The 19,560-nt window shown below is 38.7% G+C and carries 17 protein-coding genes; 4 read left to right on the top strand and 13 right to left on the bottom strand.

The features are described 5' to 3' along the window. The first annotated feature begins 35 nt into the window (after positions 1 to 35). A complete protein-coding gene (locus tag LIS78_RS11700; RefSeq protein ID WP_195780138.1) occupies positions 36 to 476 on the top strand; it encodes a YtoQ family protein in 441 nt (146 codons plus the stop codon). A gap of 152 nt (positions 477 to 628) precedes the next feature. Here the strand turns inward: LIS78_RS11700 and LIS78_RS11695 are convergent, their stop codons facing one another. From LIS78_RS11695 to LIS78_RS11685, 3 genes are read right to left on the bottom strand one after another with little or no spacing between them, the layout of a single operon-like run. Continuing rightward, entirely contained in the window at positions 629 to 1,840 is a 1,212-nt protein-coding gene (locus LIS78_RS11695; protein ID WP_252285209.1) for a Ger(x)C family spore germination protein, read from the bottom strand. Continuing rightward, positions 1,824 to 2,951 carry a spore germination protein gene (locus LIS78_RS11690; RefSeq protein ID WP_209151632.1) on the bottom strand — a complete coding sequence of 376 codons (1,128 nt, stop codon included), beginning with the start codon at positions 2,949 to 2,951 and terminating at the stop codon, positions 1,824 to 1,826. The genes LIS78_RS11695 and LIS78_RS11690 overlap by 17 nt, the downstream gene beginning before the upstream one ends. A 3-nt stretch (positions 2,952 to 2,954) precedes the next feature. Beyond that, complete coding sequence (locus LIS78_RS11685; RefSeq protein WP_252285207.1) at positions 2,955 to 4,532, bottom strand: spore germination protein; 1,578 nt, start codon at positions 4,530 to 4,532, stop codon at positions 2,955 to 2,957. 505 nt (positions 4,533 to 5,037) lie between these two features. Between LIS78_RS11685 and LIS78_RS11680 the strand changes: the two genes are divergently transcribed. After that, positions 5,038 to 6,657, top strand: a complete 1,620-nt coding sequence (locus LIS78_RS11680; RefSeq protein ID WP_013083037.1) for an ABC-F family ATP-binding cassette domain-containing protein — start codon at positions 5,038 to 5,040, stop codon at positions 6,655 to 6,657. Positions 6,658 to 6,693: 36 nt separating this feature from the next. On the opposite strand, the gene LIS78_RS11675 is transcribed toward LIS78_RS11680, so the two are convergent. The 5 genes from LIS78_RS11675 to LIS78_RS11655 form a co-directional block, all read right to left on the bottom strand. Further along, complete coding sequence (locus tag LIS78_RS11675) at positions 6,694 to 7,578, bottom strand: DMT family transporter (protein WP_209151630.1); 885 nt, start codon at positions 7,576 to 7,578, stop codon at positions 6,694 to 6,696. 64 nt (positions 7,579 to 7,642) lie between these two features. After that, on the bottom strand, positions 7,643 to 8,359 hold the full coding sequence (locus tag LIS78_RS11670) for a helix-turn-helix transcriptional regulator (RefSeq protein WP_252285206.1): 717 nt from the start codon (positions 8,357 to 8,359) through the stop codon (positions 7,643 to 7,645). Positions 8,360 to 8,386: 27 nt separating this feature from the next. Next, a complete protein-coding gene (locus LIS78_RS11665) occupies positions 8,387 to 9,019 on the bottom strand; it encodes an alpha/beta family hydrolase (RefSeq protein ID WP_209151628.1) in 633 nt (210 codons plus the stop codon). Positions 9,020 to 9,078: 59 nt separating this feature from the next. Beyond that, a complete protein-coding gene (locus LIS78_RS11660) occupies positions 9,079 to 10,089 on the bottom strand; it encodes an LLM class flavin-dependent oxidoreductase (protein WP_195780151.1) in 1,011 nt (336 codons plus the stop codon). A 136-nt stretch (positions 10,090 to 10,225) separates the two neighbouring features. Then, entirely contained in the window at positions 10,226 to 11,443 is a 1,218-nt protein-coding gene (locus tag LIS78_RS11655) for an MFS transporter (protein WP_209151624.1), read from the bottom strand. A 140-nt stretch (positions 11,444 to 11,583) separates the two neighbouring features. Here LIS78_RS11655 and LIS78_RS11650 point away from each other — a divergent pair, with 140 nt between their 5' ends. Together LIS78_RS11650 and LIS78_RS11645 are read left to right on the top strand one after the other, a co-directional pair. Then, a complete protein-coding gene (locus tag LIS78_RS11650) occupies positions 11,584 to 11,865 on the top strand; it encodes an acylphosphatase (RefSeq protein WP_195780153.1) in 282 nt (93 codons plus the stop codon). Between the two features lie 83 nt (positions 11,866 to 11,948). After that, positions 11,949 to 12,725 carry a 3-hydroxybutyrate dehydrogenase gene (locus tag LIS78_RS11645; RefSeq protein WP_195780154.1) on the top strand — a complete coding sequence of 259 codons (777 nt, stop codon included), beginning with the start codon at positions 11,949 to 11,951 and terminating at the stop codon, positions 12,723 to 12,725. A 39-nt stretch (positions 12,726 to 12,764) separates the two neighbouring features. Here LIS78_RS11645 and LIS78_RS11640 read toward each other — a convergent pair whose 3' ends face one another. The 5 genes from LIS78_RS11640 to LIS78_RS11615 form a co-directional block, all read right to left on the bottom strand. Continuing rightward, positions 12,765 to 15,176, bottom strand: coding sequence for a S8 family serine peptidase (locus LIS78_RS11640; RefSeq protein ID WP_286676957.1), 2,412 nt, complete (start codon positions 15,174 to 15,176; stop codon positions 12,765 to 12,767). 740 nt (positions 15,177 to 15,916) lie between these two features. Continuing rightward, entirely contained in the window at positions 15,917 to 16,354 is a 438-nt protein-coding gene (locus tag LIS78_RS11630; RefSeq protein ID WP_013056909.1) for a S1 domain-containing RNA-binding protein, read from the bottom strand. Between the two features lie 181 nt (positions 16,355 to 16,535). Further along, the gene (nadE, locus tag LIS78_RS11625) at positions 16,536 to 17,357 is read right to left on the bottom strand and encodes an NAD(+) synthase (protein ID WP_252285204.1); all 822 of its coding nucleotides are present in this window, start codon (positions 17,355 to 17,357) and stop codon (positions 16,536 to 16,538) included. 34 nt (positions 17,358 to 17,391) lie between these two features. After that, positions 17,392 to 18,072, bottom strand: coding sequence for a nicotinate (nicotinamide) nucleotide adenylyltransferase (gene nadD / locus LIS78_RS11620; protein ID WP_252285202.1), 681 nt, complete (start codon positions 18,070 to 18,072; stop codon positions 17,392 to 17,394). A gap of 15 nt (positions 18,073 to 18,087) precedes the next feature. Further along, the gene (locus LIS78_RS11615) at positions 18,088 to 19,557 is read right to left on the bottom strand and encodes a nicotinate phosphoribosyltransferase (RefSeq protein WP_252285201.1); all 1,470 of its coding nucleotides are present in this window, start codon (positions 19,555 to 19,557) and stop codon (positions 18,088 to 18,090) included. Positions 19,558 to 19,560 lie beyond the last annotated feature (3 nt).

The following is a 19,560-nucleotide window of genomic DNA, read 5'->3' as shown; positions in this document are numbered from 1 at the left end:
AAAACAAACTTTAGTTAGAGGAGGACTTCTACATAATGAACTTAACCGTATACCTTGCCGGGCAAATTCACGATAACTGGCGAGACGAAATTAAAAACCAAGCAGAACAATTAAACCTTCCCCTTACCTTTGTCGGTCCCATGACAGACCATGACCGCTCCGACAACATTGGAGAAGAAATTTTAGGAAAACAGCCTAACGCTGTCTTAAAAGATGAAGCTGCTTCTCAAATTAATAATTTACGTACGCAGGTGCTCCTTAAAAAATCTGATGTAGTTATTGCTTTATTTGGCGAAAAATACAAGCAGTGGAACAGCGCAATGGACGCGTCGACAGCCATTGCATTAGATAAACCGCTAATTTTAGTTCGCCCTGAAGAGCTGCATCATCCGCTTAAAGAACTGTCAAACAAAGCCCAAGTTGTAGTCGAAACGCCAGAACAGGCTCTTCAAGCATTAGCTTATATTTTTGAATAGCAAATAAGAGCTGTCGGTTCTGGACAGCTCTTATTTTTCATTTATCCCTCACGCTCCTTACTAGAGGAAATATTTTTTAGCAAGCTCTAAGGTTATTCCTTTTAGTTTCTTTCATTTTCAACATCAAAACAAGCAAAATTGTACTTAGCTACTCACTTTTTTGATCCTGACGTTCCATAATCTTTAATCATTAATTTCACATCATAGTTAATTGGAACTTCACTAAATGTTTGATCCCAATTGTCTTTAACCCTCATCCATACTCTGGGCCTCTTGATTCTCAATTGATTTCCGAACCCGGCCACATCGACTTTATATTCTTTTTGCATTTTTTCTACCGTGTTTCTTACGAGGTTCCTCACTTTTTTTTCTGAGTTTTTTTGCACCTTCTGTAAAAATTGATTTTTTAAAGGATTTCCTGAGACCACCCAATTTTCAGATAGCCTTCCCTCTGATTCAATATGCACATTAAAGGAAATGCTATTTCCTTTAACATGAGGTTCAATATGACTTTTCATAGATTCTATTTCGTATACAATCAGCTGACCGGTCTTTTTATCAAAGCTTTTCACTAGCCCGCCTTTCCCTTTTCCTGTGATCCAAATCAGACCATCTAGTTCTTCTTCATTCAAAAAACCAATCATTTTGTTTGTTTTCCCTTTAATTATGGCAGCACCAGCAAATTTGATTTCCCCATTTGCTGATAATACATTTTGCAATAGAAAACTAGTCCCTGATTCAATATTGCTCTCTAATTTAATGAGCGATGTGGGAGGTAAAATTCTCGTTGTTCGATATGCATTTTCCACCATTCCAGCCAAACGAAATGCTGGGATTTCTCCTGCTGTCTTCGATTCTAGCCCGTCGCTAGCTCTCCCTTTACTAATAAGTACAAGACAGCTTGGTCTAATCTCATTATCACGAAGAAACTCATTCACTAATTTTCCTAAGCTATACGTTCGTGCAAGAGCCTCGCCAATAATAATTACTTTTAGATGTTGGCTGGCAATGGAAGTCTCTCTTCTCAATGATAGTTCACGGGTCATTTGATGAATAGAATCTCCCGTTTCAGCCATATTCACGTAAGCTCTCTGCTGAGATCCTCCTTGGACAGTTGTTGAACTTGCCACTTGCGGGGTGATCAGTTGATAGGTTGACGTAATCAAGTTCCTTTTGGGATACTCTTCTTGTTCATCAAATTCTTTTTCGGTCATGGACTTGTTAGCTTTATCAAGCGCCACACCTACTCCTAAACTTCGTTCTTCAATTTCATGACTGCTCCAACAGCCCGCCAGAGGAAAGAGCAAAAAAACAGAAAGCAAAACCGATAAGAAGAACCGTACGTGATTAGAGGCTTGTCTCATACTTTCTCCCCTTTATTTTTGAAATGATAAGAAGCAGCACCGGTAAAAAGCCAAATAAAATCAGGGCAGCGTTGCCAACCATATCTCCTAATTTAAATACATCATTGATATTTCTAGGGATCATGGAAATGAGATAAATAACTGGAAGCACACCATACATAAATGGATGGACATTTTTTTTAAAAAGCTGAGACAGTCCTAATGAAGCAGCGTAATGGTTAACATTAAAAGAAGTAAACATTTGCATAATCCATACCACCAGCAGCAAGGAATCAAAGCGTTCAAAGATTAACCCAGTTAATTCATAACTTCTTATCAAATCAAGCGTAGGCCATGTTCTCGTAACCACTCCATCCACTGAGAACGCTCCGATAACCATCACGACGGTAATAACATAAAGAAGCAAAGGAATGGCAGTACCAACTAGTACAGCTTTTACTGCTTTGTTTGGTTCTTTCATGAATGCCAATATTAAAAGCATGAATTCAGGCCCAGTAAACGCAAGAGCTGTTGTCCTTATCCCTTTTAGCACCGGCGTAATACCTGAACCTAGTACCGGGCGCAGATTATCTACTTCAAATATTTTGATACTCATAAAGGCAACAAGTAAAAAAAGAATAACCGTAATAGGTAATATAATCTCAAATATACGGGCAATTGGATTTATTCCCCCTCTTATCAGATAGAGACTTGCCCACATAAATGGCATGATTATAGCCCATTTGGGGGTTCCTTCCAACAATAGATATCCAGTTACCTCTGCCAATGAACGAGCATGAAACCCACCAAGTGCCAAAAAATAACCTATCATGAGGAAACTAAATAACTTGCCTATCCATTTCCCTACAATTTCTTGGCTGTATTGATAAAAGGTTTTTTCAGGGAAGCGTTGACTTAATTTCACCATGATTACCCCTGCTATCATAGTGACTATCCCCCCTAAAATAACAGTTAGCCAAACATCTGGTGTTTTCACTTTTTCCGCAGCTGCCCGGGGCAAGGTAAGAATCCCTGTTCCAAGGATAAAGTTGGTAATAATAATAGTTGTTTGAGGCGTCGTAATACGATCTTTTGAATTTATCATTTCTAACGGCCCATTTCCTTTCATCATAAGCTACCCTTTTCGTAGAGGATCTTTGGTGTGCATCATCTTTGGACGTCGTTTCATCATCATCAGAGGCATACGGACTACCAAGTCTTTCCATTCACTTAAACGATAAGGAACAGCGGGACTCATATAAGGTACGCCGAAACTTTTTAGTTTCACTAAATGGCTCATCATAAAAAGGAAAAATAAGATGACGCCATATAATCCAAGTATGGCAGCACAAAGCATGGCTACAAACCGAAGAATACGCAATGTGATTCCTACACTATATTGGGGAATAGAAAACGATGAAATGGCAGTTAACGCCACTACAATCACCAAAATAGGGCTAACGATTCCTGCCTGCACCGCAGCTTCTCCAATGATTAACCCACCGACAATGCCCATTGCTGGACCAATGGGTTTCGGCAATCGGAGTCCGGCTTCTCTCAAAATTTCGATGGATAATTCCATAAATAAGGCTTCGATAAGGGCGGGAAACGGAACACCAGACCTTGATCCTATAATAGAAATAGCTAACTTAGTCGGAATTAATCCTGGATGAAATGAAATAAACGCAATATACAAAGCCGGTGTAAAAAGGGAAAGAACCACTGCGATATAACGAAGAAAACGAATGAATGTACCGGGAATCCACCTTTCATAATAATCTTCCGGCGACTGTAACATCATGCTAAACGTAACAGGGGCGATCAAAGCAAAAGGCGTCCCGTCTAATAAAATGGCTACTCTCCCTTCCATCAAAGCAGCAATTACACGATCGGGACGCTCCGTATTCTGTACCTGAGGAAAGGGACTAAGGTAATTATCTTCAATGAGTTGTTCAACATATCCTGACTCCGGTACATTATCAAGATCAATTTTTTTAATTCGTTTTTCTACTTCTTCAACTAGCTCTGGATCAACAATCTCCTTTATGTAAGCAACAACTAAGTCTTTTTTGGAACGCTTTCCTACTTGAAATTTCACCAGCGACAAATTTTCAATATCTCCGCTTCCTCTTAATAAAGAAGTATTATCACTTAAAGATTCAGTGAAGCCTACTCTTGGCCCTCTCACCAATGCTTCTGATACGGGCTCTTCAATCGTCCTTGTTTTTACTTTGCTTGTACCAAGAATCAAGGCAGGTGATAACCCGTCAATTAAAAGAGCCGTAGATCCTGTTAAGACTTTTGATGTTACTTCTTTAATAGAATGAACCTCTTCTACATCACTGATTGATAATACTTGGCTTTTAATACACTGTTTTGAAAGGCTTCCCTTTACGTAAAGCTGATCCTGTTGGTATTCTTTTGAAAAATCAGCCATCAATGATGACAAAATATGTTTTTCAATAAGATCTTTATCTGATAGCCCCTCTACAAAAATAATAGCTGCCTGAATGCCGGTGCGTCCTATAATAAAATCCCGAAAATGAACGTCGGAATTATGACCAATTTCATTTTTAATTACTTCTAGAGTTAAAGCTAAATGATCAGTAACATGATTAGGTGAATCTTGATGTATAGATTCCTGTTTGTTTTCCTTCTCGTGCGCATGTTTTCCTATTTTTTTTACTGTTGATCTCCATTTTTTCACTTTCATCACTCTTCCTCTGAATTACGAATCCCGCTTAATAATTTGTAGATTATATACGGGATGAAAAAAACCAGAACTGTTTGTATAAAAACTGGCCCTTCTGGAAGATAGGAAACAACTAATTTCCACATGATAATCACCCTATCTATGTCTATGTCAAACCAATTTCAGAAATAAGCACCCGTAAAATATCAGTGTTTACTTCATAAAAATTCTTTTATTTACCAGGTAGTATTATTCTTCTCTTTGTTTCTTATACAAAGGAAGACAACATCCATCTTAAAAATAAAAAAGAGCTGATTACTGAAGGATCAGACATGCTGGTTTGCCGCTGAATGTTTTGGTGAATGCTAGAATAATTAAGTTTTACCGCTCAAAAATTCCCTTAAATGGTTGACGAGTGCTTAAAGTGTCGGTTACACTTTATGTTTGAAATATTGTATTCATATCGCTCTTATCTCAAAAGAATGGTATAATTTTATAGATATTGAATTTGGAGGACTGCTCATACATGATTACAGTTAGTAATGTAAGTTTACGATTTGGCGACCGAAAGTTATTTGAAGATGTGAATATTAAATTCACGCCTGGTAACTGTTATGGATTAATCGGCGCAAACGGTGCTGGAAAATCAACGTTTTTAAAAATTTTATCTGGTGAAATTGAATCTCAAACTGGTGATGTACATATGGGCCCTGGCGAACGCCTTGCTGTCTTAAAACAGAACCACTTCGAATATGAAGATCAAGAAGTTATGAAAACCGTTATTATGGGGCACGCTCGCCTTTATGAAGTAATGCAAGAAAAAGATGCTATTTATATGAAAGCAGACTTCACAGATGAAGACGGAATGAAAGCAGCTGAGCTTGAAGGTGAATTTGCTGAATTAAACGGTTGGGAAGCAGAATCAGAAGCAGCTATTCTTTTAAAAGGATTAGGTATTTCTGAAGATCTTCACGCAAAAAAAATGGCTGAACTAACGGGTAGTGAAAAAGTAAAAGTGCTTCTTGCACAAGCTTTATTCGGAAAACCTGATGTATTACTTTTAGATGAGCCTACGAATAACTTGGATATTCAAGCAATTCAATGGTTAGAAGAGTTCTTAATTAATTTCGAAAACACAGTCATTGTTGTATCTCATGACCGTCACTTCTTAAACAAAGTATGTACGCACATTGCTGACCTTGACTTCAGTAAAATCCAAGTCTACGTTGGTAACTATGACTTCTGGTATGAATCAAGTCAATTAGCACAAAAAATGGCATCAGATGCGAACAAGAAAAAAGAAGAAAAAATTAAAGAGCTTCAAGCCTTTATCGCTCGCTTTAGCGCAAATGCATCGAAATCAAAACAAGCAACGTCTCGTAAAAAATTGCTTGATAAAATTTCATTAGATGACATCCGCCCTTCTTCTCGTCGCTATCCGTACGTGAACTTCACGCCGGAACGTGAGATTGGAAATGACGTACTTCGCGTTGAAGGTCTAACAAAAACAATTGACGGCGTAAAAGTGCTTGATAACGTAAGCTTTATTATGAATAAAGATGACAAAATCGCTCTTGTAGGCCGCAACGAACTTGCAAATTCAACATTAATGAAGATTTTAATGGGTGAAATGGAAGCAGACAGCGGCACGTACAAATGGGGTGTGACAACGTCTCAAGCCTTTTTCCCAAAAGACAACTCCGAGTACTTTGAAAACGGAGATTTAAACTTAGTAGACTGGCTGCGTCAGTATTCACCTAATGACCAAAGCGAAAGCTTCTTACGCGGTTTCTTAGGCAGAATGCTATTCTCTGGTGAAGAAGTGTTGAAAAAAGCCAACGTTCTTTCCGGAGGAGAAAAAGTTCGCTGTATGCTTTCTAAAATGATGCTAAGCGGTTCAAACGTTCTTTTACTAGACGATCCTACGAATCACCTTGACTTAGAATCAATCACAGCACTAAATAATGGACTTATCAGCTACAAAGGTTCAATGATTTTCACATCTCATGACCATCAGTTCGTTGAAACGATTGCAAATCGTGTAATTGAAATTACGCCAAACGGAGTAATTGACAAGCAAATGACGTATGATGAGTATTTAGAAGACAGCAACCTGCAAAAACAAGTAGCTAGCATGTACGCTTAATAAGAAATCCCCTTTCTCTAGAGAAAGGGGATTTTTTTATATACGCACCCCTTGATTTAGCGATGCCTTCGGAGAATACGTTAAAAACGCTAAGCTAGCAAATACTAGTGCTGCTCCGCATATGTTCACCAAAGTTAGAGATTCTCCTAAGAAAAAGACGCCAAGTAAAAAAGCGGTAACGGGCTCTGCTAACGATAACGTCACGGCGGTAGACGCATGCACCGACTTGAGCGCTGTAGAAAATAATACATAAGCAAGAGCCGTCGTAAGTATTCCTAAGTGAAGAGCGATGCCTATTCCATTTAAAGAAACTAGCCAGCTCATATCGTACATAAACCAGCATGGTATCAGTAAAACAGCGGCGGCTGTGAACACAAGAGAAGCGCCTACTTGCGGATCAACATGCTGAACAATTTTTTTATTAACAGTCGTATAGCAAGCAAAAGACGCCCCTGCTCCTATCGCCATACCCAAACCTATCACGTCGATTTGACTATCTTTTTTTAACAACAAGCAGCAGCACCCTATAATACCCGTAAACGTGGCAAGCAGCCATTTTTTTGTAGGTTTCTTGCGGTAAACTATGTAATCTAACACTCCTGACAAAAGCGGCGCACTCCCAATTGCCACCATTGTTCCTACTGCAACACCCGTTTTAATAACAGCTAAAAAAAATAAAGGCTGATAAGCGGCCATACTTGCTGCAGCAACCGTAAGAGGCAGAATAGGAAGGTGTCTTACGCCCACTTTCTTTTTTTGAATAAGACAAGCTGCAAGAAGCGACAGTCCCCCTACAGCTAAACGTACCGCTCCAATCGCCACGGAATGCGCTTCAGCAGATGCTAAAGCTTGGGCAGTTCCTGTAGTTCCCCATAATACAGCTGTACATAATATAAGTATTTTTGATAATGAAGTATTCATCATTCCATCTCCTTTCTTTTATCATAGCTAAAAGAAAGAAAAAAGTTTTTCCACTTTTATGATATTATTTGTCTATTTTTAAGATACTTCGATATTGCGTGGGTGAGACTCCTTCTTGTTTTGCAAACCATTTAGTGAATGAAGACAAGCTGTGATAGCCGACTTCATGCGCAATATACGTTACCGAGTATCCCGTCTCTTTTAACAGTTCTTTTGCTTTATTTAAACGTATACGCGCTACATAGCTTTGAGGCGAATAGCCCGTTTTTTGTTTAAACCAAGCAGAAAAATAGGCAGGATGGTAATTTTCCAGCTTGGCAAGGCTTTCTATGTTTAACTCTTGATTAAAGTTAGCATGAAGGTAATCGATGGATTTAAACGTTTGTTTCTTTGGTAAATAATGCTGAACGTAACGGACTAAATCTTCAAGCGCCCCCCTGTCAGTGCTTTTTTGAAGCCCATCAAGTAAAAGGTAGCGAATTGCTCTCCATGTTGAATTCCATTGAATAAAAGCTGCTTGTTGAGAAAGATGCGCACTTTCTGTAAATTTCAAAGGAATATCAACGACCAAACATTCATTTGTATTTTTAGCTTGATACGTATGCAGCTGACGAGGCGGAATGTAAAAGCATCCTTCTTGCAGCGTTAAGTGCTGCTCGCTTGTTTGAATATCAAGAGCACCTGCTAGCGGAAACAAAAGCTGACTGTAGTTATGATCATGAGTATGAGGTGAATAGCTGTAGGCTCTTTTTTCGCAAATAATTTCACGTAGCGTATCCATTTTGTACTCCTTTCCTTATTTCCTATCTCACAGAAGCTGTTCTATGCCATTCAAAACGGTTTCCAGCGCCTTTAACGATTCCGTGGGAGTATACAAAACGTCCAATGAATGATCGGCATTTTCAATCACTTGAATATTCATTGTGTTTGTTTTTAATTGATAAACTTCTTCAGTATAATAGTGATCAAGAGTTCCTATTACAATAAGACCTTTATGAGTGCTTTCTAGTAAACTTTCAAATAGTTCTGTTCTTGTTAAAAGCGGGGTCAGTAAAAGCATCGTTGCGGCTTTGTAGGCTTCACCTTTCATAATTTGCTGAATCAGCGGAATTGTGCCAATCGATTTTCCTGCAAATATGATATTTTTATAGTCATTGTGAGATAAAACGTCTTGTAGCACGAGATCAATGTCTTTCATCATAACATCTGCAATCTCATCTGTAGACTTTGTCATCAGCTCTTTTGGATATGTATAGTGGATATGAACAACTTCAATTCCATGTTTTAGCATCAGCATCGTTACATAATACAATAGCGGCTTTTCATATGTATAGCCCAGGCCTGAAAACATAAAACAAATGCTACTAGACCCTTCCGTTTTAATATGTGTATAGGTAATCGTGCTTGTTTGGTTGCTTACACTTTTTTTATCTACGTGCATGTCACTCCTCCTTTTTAAATATTCTAACATTTAATTCTGTAAAAAAACTCATCTTTTTCTTAAAAAAATGAGGGTTGAGGAAATAGCTCTGCAAGCAGTTCATAAGACTTCTTTTTCGCTTCATAATCATGGATATTTGTAATAATTAAAAATTCGTCGTTATCGTATTTTTGCTGCAGCTCAATTAATTCTTGTTTTACTTCAGCTGGATTTCCTACGATCATACGAGGGCGATTGGTGCTTATTTTTTTTAGCTCTTCTTCTGAATAAGAACGATTGTGCACTTCTTCTATCGATGAAATTGTTGTATCCCCGCCTTTTGCTACTTTCAATAGCCAATCATCTAGCGTTTTGGCATGCTGCTCGGCTTCTTCTGTTGTTTCTGCACATACAACAAATACGCATACGTTGGTTTTAGGCTTTGATTGATACGAAGAAGGGATAAATTCTTGTTTATAATGACGAATGGCTTCTTGTCCTCCAACTGAATAAATAAAGTGTCCAAATGTAAAAGAGATGCCCAGCTCAGCAGCAGATCTTGCTCCTCTTTTATTAATGCCAAGATGCCACAGTTCTGGCTTTGTTTCACTTAACGGATAAGCCGTCACTCCGTAATACGGATGATCAGACGGCAAATTATGCTCAAGATGTCCTTTTAACGCCTGAATTTGACGAGGGAATTCATTGAGGCTTTTACGGACTCCATCTGTCAGCGCAAGCCGAGTCAGCGCATCTCCTCCCGGTGACCGTCCAAGACCTAAATCAATTCGATTAGGAAACAGATTTTCAAGCAGCTGAGCATCTTCTGCTACTTTATACGGACTGTATTGAGGAAGAAGGACTCCTCCAGATCCAATTCGGATTCGGCTCGTTCGAGAAGCTAAGTGCGTCATTAAAAGTGTCGGAGATGAGCCTGCAAGACCGTTCGTATTATGATGTTCCGCTACCCAAAAGCGATGGTAGCCCAACTCTTCCGTTAATTTAGCCAGCTCTACCGTGCGTTTCAACGCTTCCTTTGGTGTTGATCCGCTTGAAACAGGAGACTGATCCAATACGCTTAGCTTAATCATAGGTGATTCTTCCTTTCGATTTTCAATTTCTATTGTCTCTATTGTAGGAGAAAAATATGAATTCGTCTTGAAATTTGCTTCACGCTCATAGAAAAAGCAAACGCTACCCTGCGTTTGCTTTTTCTTTTTCTTTTTCTTATTTTGCTTCGTGCATTTCTTTCACACGCTTATCGCTCGGTAACAGCCATGTTAGCAGCCCTAGAATTGGAAGATAGCTGCAAAACAGCATGATAAACTGAAGGCTGAAGACATCGGCTAATTTACCGAATACAACAGCTCCTAAAGCTCCCATTCCAAAAGCAAGACCTACAATTAGGCCGGAAACCAACCCGATTTTTCCCGGCATCAGCTCCTGAGCATAGACGACCGTGACGCTGAAACTTGACTGAAGAACAAAGCCGATTAGTACTAAAAGAGGTGCTGCCACTCCTAGAGAAACATGAGGGAGTAATAAAGTAAACGGTACTGACCCTAACATAGAAAACAATAAAATATTTCGTTTTCCGAAACGATCGGCAAGCGGACCTCCAAAGAATGTTCCAAATACCCCTGCAATCATAAATAAAAAAACGTAAAGCTGAGCACTTTTGATAGGCAAATTAAATTTTTCAATGATATAAAACTGAAAGAAATTAAGGATGCCTGCTCCGTACCATGAACGTGCAAAAACAAGAAAAATTAAAAGTCCAACCGCAAAAATAATTTGCTTGTTCATCGTAAATGAAGCATCTGACTGCTTTTTCTTCAAGCGTTGACGAGTAGCTAACTCCGATTTATACCATTTAGAGACGCTATACAAAACCACTACGCCGATACCTGCAATTAACGTAAACCAAATCGTGCCAAACTGACCAAGTCCGATAAAGATAAATGCCGTAAATAGCGGAGCCATCGACTGTCCCGTATTTCCGCCAACTTGATAAATAGACTGCGCCAGCCCCCGTTTTCCTCCTGCTGCCATATACGCTACGCGAGAACCTTCCGGGTGAAAAATAGCTGAGCCGAACCCTACAAATAAGACAGATATAATCACAAAATAAAAATTTGGCGCTAAAGCGAGCCCAACCATACCAATCATGCTTAGACACATCGCAATTGGCAATAAAAATGGCGAGGGACGCTTATCGGCAAATACGCCGAACACCGGCTGCATAATCGATGACGTCATGTTTAAAGCAAAGGCAATCCAACCGATTTGCGTGTAGTTTAAATTCATCGATTTTTCAAGGACAGGAAAAAGTGCCGGTATAACGGACTGCATACAATCATTTAGGAAATGTCCTAAACTAATAGCAAATAAAATACGGTAAATCGTCGCCGGCTGCGCTTGCTTCGTTCGTGCTGCTGCTTGCATTCATAACCCTTCTTTCTTATTTAATCTACATTAAAACTGTTAAAGTCTTACAATGTCTTTTTCTATTATACAGTGAAAAGTAAGATTGTAGTTGTTTTCTTTTTTATAAAAAAGGGAAAATTGCCTGTGAGGTGAGAACAGTGAAAAAACATGTGTATATGATTGTAGACGGACGCGTTCAAGGAGTTGGGTTCCGTCACTACACGCAGCTAAAAGCAATGGAATGCTCCATTAACGGATGGATACGAAATCGAGACGATCAAAAAGTGGAAATTGATGCTGAAGGTGAAGAAAGTAATATCCAAAAATTTATTGAAGAAATTAAAAAAGGTCCCTCGCCGTTCGCTTCTGTTAGCAATGTGGAAGTAAAGATAGTAAACACCCCTTCCCACACCCATTCTTTTCGCGTGAAGTACAGTTAAAAAACTCGCTAAATCAAGATATTTTTTGATAAAATGGAAAAGTAAGCGATTTTATATCATCTACATATAAGGGGGAAAAAACGATGGTTGAAAACAAAATTGTGTTAATTACAGGTGCAGCTCAAGGTATTGGTTATCAAATTGGTGAGCGCTTTGCTGAAGATGGAGCGACTGTTGTCTTAACTGACTTAAATGAAGATGGAGTTAAGAAAGCGGCATACAAATTGAAGACAAAAGGCTACGAAGCATTAGGCATTAAAGCAGATGTGACAAATGAAAGTGATATTGAACAAATGATTGCTCAAACGGTTGAAACATATGGTCGCCTTGATGTATTAATTAACAATGCTGGCATGCAATTTGTTTCCCCGCTCGAAGAATTTCCTACTGAAAAATTTGAACTTTTAACGAAAATTATGCTTGTTGCACCTTTTGTTGCGACTAAGCATGCTTTTCCTATTATGAAAAAGCAAAAATTCGGCCGCATTTTGAACATGTCTTCCATTAACGGATTGATTGGTTTCTCAGGAAAAGCGGCATACAACAGTGCTAAGCACGGCGTGATTGGCTTAACGAAAGTGGCTGCTCTTGAAGGTGCAGAGCACGGCATTACGGTAAATGCGATTTGCCCTGGTTATGTTGATACGCCGCTTGTTCAAAATCAATTAAAAGATTTGGCACGTACGCGAAATGTAGCGCTTGAAAAAGTACTAGAAGAAGTCATTTATCCTCTTGTTCCTCAAAAGCGCTTACTTGCTGTCGATGAAATTGCAGATTATGCAATGTTTTTAGCAAGTGATTTAGCAAAAGGCGTAACCGGCCAAGCTGCTGTGATCGATGGTGGATATACGGCTCAATAAAAAAGAGAGTGTCAGTTAGACTGACACTCTCTTTTTTATTTATTTAATTTCAAATTCTCCTAAAGAACCGGTCGTCTGACCTGCTTTCACTGCTTCTGCGTATAAATAATACGTTCCCGCTGGAAGAGCTTCACCATTAATTTTTCCGTCCCACGTTGCGCTAGAGAATCCTTTTGCTACATTCGTATACGAACTTAACAATTCCCCTGTTTCTAACGTTGCATCGTAAATGTAATAGCTAAGCTTCTCTGCTCCTCCTGGTAAATAACTGCCGTATTCAAATGATCCATTTCCAAGTACATCTACATAGGCAGAAGTGACGCGAGGATAGTCCGGCTCTTTTACAAATAAGATTGTTGGAACATCGTACGTTTCTTTATTGTTACTTACGGTAATTGTGCCTTCGTAATAGCCAGGAGATAATTTCCCTGCATCTACTTTTACATTTAGATTTACTTTTTGTGTTTTTCCTGCATTAACAACTAAATCGTTTGTTGATTTAACGTCAATTGCCTGATGGCTTTTCTTAAATTTTACTTTGATCGAGTATTTTTGACTGTGATTTGATAGATTTTTAATGTTGAAGCTTTGTTTTTCTACTTGTTTCCCTTTATCTTTATAAAAAACACCGTACGAATGACTTCCTGGTGTAATAAGCGTTTTTGCTTTAATTGCATCTACTACGCGCATGCTTCCTGCACCTTGCGTATTATGAGGATAAATCAGCCCGTTGCGGTCACGAAGCAGTTCCGTTGTGTTCATTAAAGATGCTTTTACATCTTCTACTTTATAATTTGGATGCGCCTGTAAAATTAACGCTGCTGCTCCCGCTACGTGCGGCGCGGCCATACTTGTTCCTTGTTTTGATCCATATCCATGAGGGTTGCTTGGATCATTTGTTGGCACTGTGCTGATAATGTCTACTCCAGGTGCTGAAATGTCTGGCTTAATCATCCACGTATCCACAACGGGTCCGCGAGATGAAAAATCAGCCATTGTTTCATCAACCGTCTGATCAAATGTTGCATTAAAAGAGCCCGTGACGGATCCTTTTGCTAAAGAAGCTACCAAAGCTTGTCCATCGGCTTTTGATAGGCGAATACTTGGCAGAGATGTACCTGGAATATCAGGGATCGTTCCTTCTACGTTATTGTAAATCACCGTTGCCACAGCACCGGCTTTTTTCGCATTGTCAACTTTATCTACAAACGCAATGTCACCGCGAGAAATAACCGCTACTTTTCCTTTTACGTCCTTTCCTTCAAAGTCTTCTGGTTTTCCGAGTCCGACAGGTACAAATTCATAATTTTTACCACTTGCATCCAGTAATGCCTTGTCATTTGGAAAGCCCATTACTTCAGCTGAAGCATAGCTTGCGTTATCTACAGTTAATGTCGTTTTATACAAATTGTAGGGAAGCTGAGTCGCACCAACTGAGATAGCTTCACGAGACGTCCCCGGAGAGCCTACTGTCCAGTTAGCTGGTCCACTGTTTCCATTTGATGTAACAGCTACTACTCCTTCTTCCATTGCCCAATCTAATGCAATACTCGTTGCCAAGTCTGGATTATTAATTGTATCTCCAAGCGACAGGTTCATTACATCCGCTCCGTCTTCTACGGCACGTTCAATACCGGCGATCACGTCTTCCGTTGTACCTGTTCCTCCTGGACCTAGTACACGATAAGCAAGTAAATGGGCATCAGGAGCTACCCCTTTAATTTTCCCATCCGCTGCAATTGTTCCCGCTACGTGCGTACCGTGCGTTGTCGCTTCGCCTTTTGGATCTCCAGCCGGCGTTTCTTGAGGGTCTTTGTCATCGTCAACAAAATCCCATCCTTTATATTTCTCAAACGCTGACTTTAAATCCGGGTGGTCGTAATCGACGCCTGTATCGATAACGGCTACGGTCATATTTTTACCTGTATATCCTGATTTCCACGCTTGATCTGCTCCTACATAGTAAATACTTTTATCCATTTCAGAACCGTATTCTTCGGCGCTCACTTCTTTCGATTTCACTTCTGTTGTATGATATTCAACGCTCGGATAAATAGCTTTTACTCCGGGTAAACTGGCTACTTTTTCAAGGTCATTAGCCGGAAGTTCCGCTGAAAATCCGGAAAATACTTGGTCATATTCACGCTTTACTTTTGAAGTTTTAGAAGCTTTTGAAAGCTCTTTTTTCACTTCGTCACGCGCTTTTTTAATCTTTCCTTTACTTTGCGCTACTCCCTTTTTCTTTGCTTCCGCTACAGACTCTTCATTTAACTCCACAATAACTTTTACTTTTTTTGCTGATTTTAAGTTATAGTCTCCTTGAATTTTAACTAAAGACGGTTCAAGCGCCGGCTTTGAATTTCCGTTAGCGGATGCTCCCATTGCAAAAGAAGATAAAGCAACCGAAAATGCTACTGTACTTAATACAGACCGAATTGATACTTTTTTCATTGTTTTTTCCCTCTCCATTTCTCTCTATACTTCGTGCTACTATGTATGCCTTCATCCCCAGAACATACGCATCTTTTGCTTAGCTAGCGAGTTAAAAATTAGAATAGTATGGAAGTTCTATATATTACTATAAAATCCTTGAGTCTATGGAATCATTTTATATATTCATGCAAATTATGCACTAATGCTCAAAAAATGAAGGATTTTGTCTACTTCTCGCTTTTTCAACACTTTTTCATTCCTAAAATTATGAAGAGATTAGATGAATATACAAGAATACTGACGAATTTCTGTTAATTTAGCTATTTCTATCAGGGACTCATTCCTACTTTCCTTTCGTTTACTTATAAGATTTTTTTATTATTTTAAGAAAATTGTTCTTATAAGCGTTTTTTATTTTATAACTTATTATTTAGAACATAGTTTAATTTAATATAAAATATCACACTTAATTAAATGAAATTTTTAAAAATTACGAATAATAAAAGTAGTTCGTGCAGATACTAACGTCAACGCTCGCAAAAAGGGAGGCATGATTATGATAGATTTAAATTTCATCCTACTCATCCTTGATCTTCTCTCATCGCTTGTCACTATTGGCATCTACTTTACAACTAAGTAAGTACTTAACCTTCTCTTTACTCTTCTACCGCATATACTAAGCTATTACAAAAAAGAAGCAAGCCAATTTTTACTGGCTTGCTTCAACTATATAATAAAGTAGTTAAAGTGGAAGGGATTTATCCGCGTCTTCCGCCTCTGCCACCTCGCTTTGATTCAGTGCTGCGTTTTAGTGTAGATAAATTATCTTCACTATCTTTTAAGAAACGCGCCATTTTTTGTTCGAAGTTTTCCTTTGGTTGGAAGTTGCTTTTAGAACGATTATCATTATTTCTTGCCTGACGTGGCGGGCGTTGTGAATAAGAAGATGAGGGTCTTTCAGGTTTATCTATCGCTTTTTTAATCGATAATCCAATTTTTCCGTCTTTCTCATTAACGACTTTCACTTCAATTTCTTGACCAACTTTAAGATGGTCATTAATGTCTTTTACATAGCTGTCAGCTACCTCACTAATATGTACAAGCCCAGTTTGACCTCCAGGTAATTCTACAAATGCTCCAAAATTAGTAATACCTGTTACTTTACCTTGTACCTTGCTACCTACTTCAACTGCCATAAAAAATGTTCCTCCTCAATAATATTAAAAGCACTTCATTATACCAAAGTGCGTAAGAATAACAAAGTGTGTATGAGAAAACAATTCGTTAAATTACACTTTTTCCGCCTCTTTTTTGTTTTATGAAAGAAATCAGTCAAAATAATGCCCATATTAGATATACCTAATATGGGCATTTCTCTCATTTCCACCATTCATCAAACATGCTAGCCGGTAACTGACGCTTATGTTCAGTAATACGATAGCGCTGTTCAATTTTTTCAGCGGCTTGTTGTGATACTTCTTTTCCTTCCAAATAATCGTCTAGTTCATCATAAGAAATTCCTAGTTCCGTTTCATCAGATTGACCAGGACTATTATCTAATAAGTCAGCTGTTGGTACTTTTTCGTACAATCGTTTATCTGCACCTAATTCTTTTAGCAATGCTTTTCCTTGACGTTTTGTTAATCCCGTTAGAGGCAGCACGTCTGCTCCGCCATCCCCGTATTTCGTAAAAAAGCCTGTTACTGCTTCTGCTGCATGATCGGTTCCGATAACTAAAAGGCCATTTTCTCCTCCGATTGCATACTGTACAATCATACGCGTACGTGCTTTGACATTTCCTTTATGAAAATCAGACAGCGCTATATCTGTAGCACCTGTAAACGAACTTTCAAATGCTTCCACCGTGTTTTTAATATTAAACGTATATGTTTCATTAGGTTTAATAAATTCTAGTGACGCCTTCGCATCCGCTTCATCATGCTGCGTGCCATGAGGCAAGCGAACGGCTACAAATTTTGCTTCATATTCTTCTTTTCGCAATTCGTCTACAGCAATCTGCGCTAATCGTCCAGCTAAGCTAGAGTCCTGCCCTCCGCTTATACCTAATACAAAGCCTTTTGCATTTGCTGACTTTAGGTAGTTTTTGAGAAAATCAACGCGGGCATGAATTTCTTGTGCTGGATCAATTTCAGATTTCACATGTAGCTCTTTTCTTATTTTTTCTTGCATGTCTGACATGATACATGCTCTCCTTCCATTATATGTAGATTTCTTACTGATACAGTCCATGTTTTTTACTATAAAAATAACAGAGATCAGGCATTAAATATCTTGGTTCTCCGCCCCGGGCAAATTCTTGACGAATATAAGTAGAGCTGATTTCCATCGCCAGCCCTTTATCAAGAAGGTGAAACCGGCCGTCGTCATAATTTCGAAGCAAAGGAGAATGACTAATAGCTTTCAACATGTCTATTCCCTCTCTTGCCATGATGATAAACTGGTTTTTACTAATAAGTTCATCTGCTTTCTTCCACTTGCCTTCACCAATATCTTGAAGTAAGTCGGCTCCCATAATAAAAAATAAGTCAGCGTGTGGAAGCAATTTTTTAAAGTGCTCCATAGTGTAGTATGTGTAATGATAGCCGGGCAATACGTCTAGCTCATACGTATCGAGCAAAAATTTCGGGTTGTCTTTAATCGCTAAGCTAACCATATTTACACGGTGCTCATCCGACGTCTGGAGCTTTTTATCTGTTCGTTTGTGCGACGAAGGCAAAAAGATAATAGCATCTAACTTCTTTCGGTGCGCAACCGTTGAGGCCGTCCAAAGATGAACATTGGTAACCGGATCAAAAGAAGAACCATAAATCCCAATTTTCGCTCCTTTTTCTAAAAGCTTATCTATTTTCTTATCAGGGTTTAGCTGTTGAAAATAAGCAAGCGTATCTGACATGTCTCCAGCTCCCTACTATTTTTTATTTAGGGCTTCCGCTACTTTTTGTTTTACGTACGCAATTTGACGCGTTTTATTTTCCCAACACTTTTCGCTTAAATCTACTGGATATTCTTCAGGATTGCGCGTGCGCTTATATTCATCCCAAAGCAGCTCTAAATTATCTTTTACGTACTGCTGAATTTCCTGAAGTTCTTCTGTTTCATACACAAGCTCTCCGTTTACAAAGATATCATGATGGAGTTCTTTTGCCTCAAAATTTGTGACGAATTTACTGATAAACGTATGAACAGGATGGAACATTTTTAAACGTTCTTCGCTTTGAGGATCTTCGTCTTCCATCGTGATATAATCCCCTTCAGATTTCCCATTCAAATTATTAATAATACGATATACGCGCTTCAACCCTGGTGTACTCACTTTTTCAGGATTCGCGCTAATTTTAATCGTATCCATCATCTCGCCATTTTCTCCTTCAATAGAGACGAGTTTATACACTGCTCCAAGCGCCGGCTGATCATATGCAGTAATGAGCTTAGTACCAATTCCCCACGTGTCTATTTGTGCCCCTTGCGACTTTAAATGCATAATCGTATCTTCATCTAAATCGTTGGAAGCAACAATTTTTGTCTCTGTAAACCCTGCTTCATCTAACATTTGACGAGCTTTTTTAGATAAATATGTTAAATCGCCGCTGTCTAAGCGAATCGCTGTAAAATTAATTTTATCGCCTAATTCTTTTGCTACTTTAATGGCATTGGGAACTCCTGATTTTAACGTATCGTACGTATCAACTAGAAACACGCAGTTTTTATGGCGACGAGCATATTTATGAAATGCAATATATTCGTCTTTATAAGCTTGCACCATTGCATGAGCATGCGTTCCTGCAACTGGAATTCCAAATTTCTTTCCTGCTCGCACGTTAGAAGTAGCACCAAATCCGCCAATATAGGCTGCTCTTGTTCCCCAAATAGCAGCGTCCATTTCTTGAGCGCGGCGTGTTCCAAATTCCATTGCCACTTGATCTCCTACTACATGTTTGATTCGAGCTGCTTTCGTCGCAATCAGCGTTTGATAATTCACAATATTCAAAATAGCTGTTTCTACGAGCTGAGCTTCAATTAATGGTGCTTCTACACGTAAAATTGGTTCATTATGAAACACAAGCTCACCTTCACGCATACATCGAATCGTTCCAGTAAACGTAAGGTCTTTTAAGTAAGCTAAATAATCTTCTTTAAAACCTAATTCTTCGTGCAAGTAGGTTAAATCTGATTCGCTAAATTTAAATGCTTTAATATATTCAATAATTCTTTCTAACCCAGCAAAAACAGCATAGCCATTCCCAAAAGGAAGTTTGCGGAAGAAAACTTCAAAAACAGCCTTCTTTTGATGAATATTATCTTCCCAGTACGTTTCTCCCATATTAATTTGATATAAATCGGTGTGTAGCATTACGCTGTCATCCGTAAACATATTCATTGA

This window comes from Priestia megaterium, from assembly GCF_023824195.1.
Taxonomy (GTDB): Bacteria; Bacillota; Bacilli; order Bacillales; family Bacillaceae_H; genus Priestia; species Priestia megaterium_D.
The sequence above is the reverse complement of the archived record's forward strand: the minus strand, read 5'-3'. Positions and strand labels throughout refer to the sequence as shown.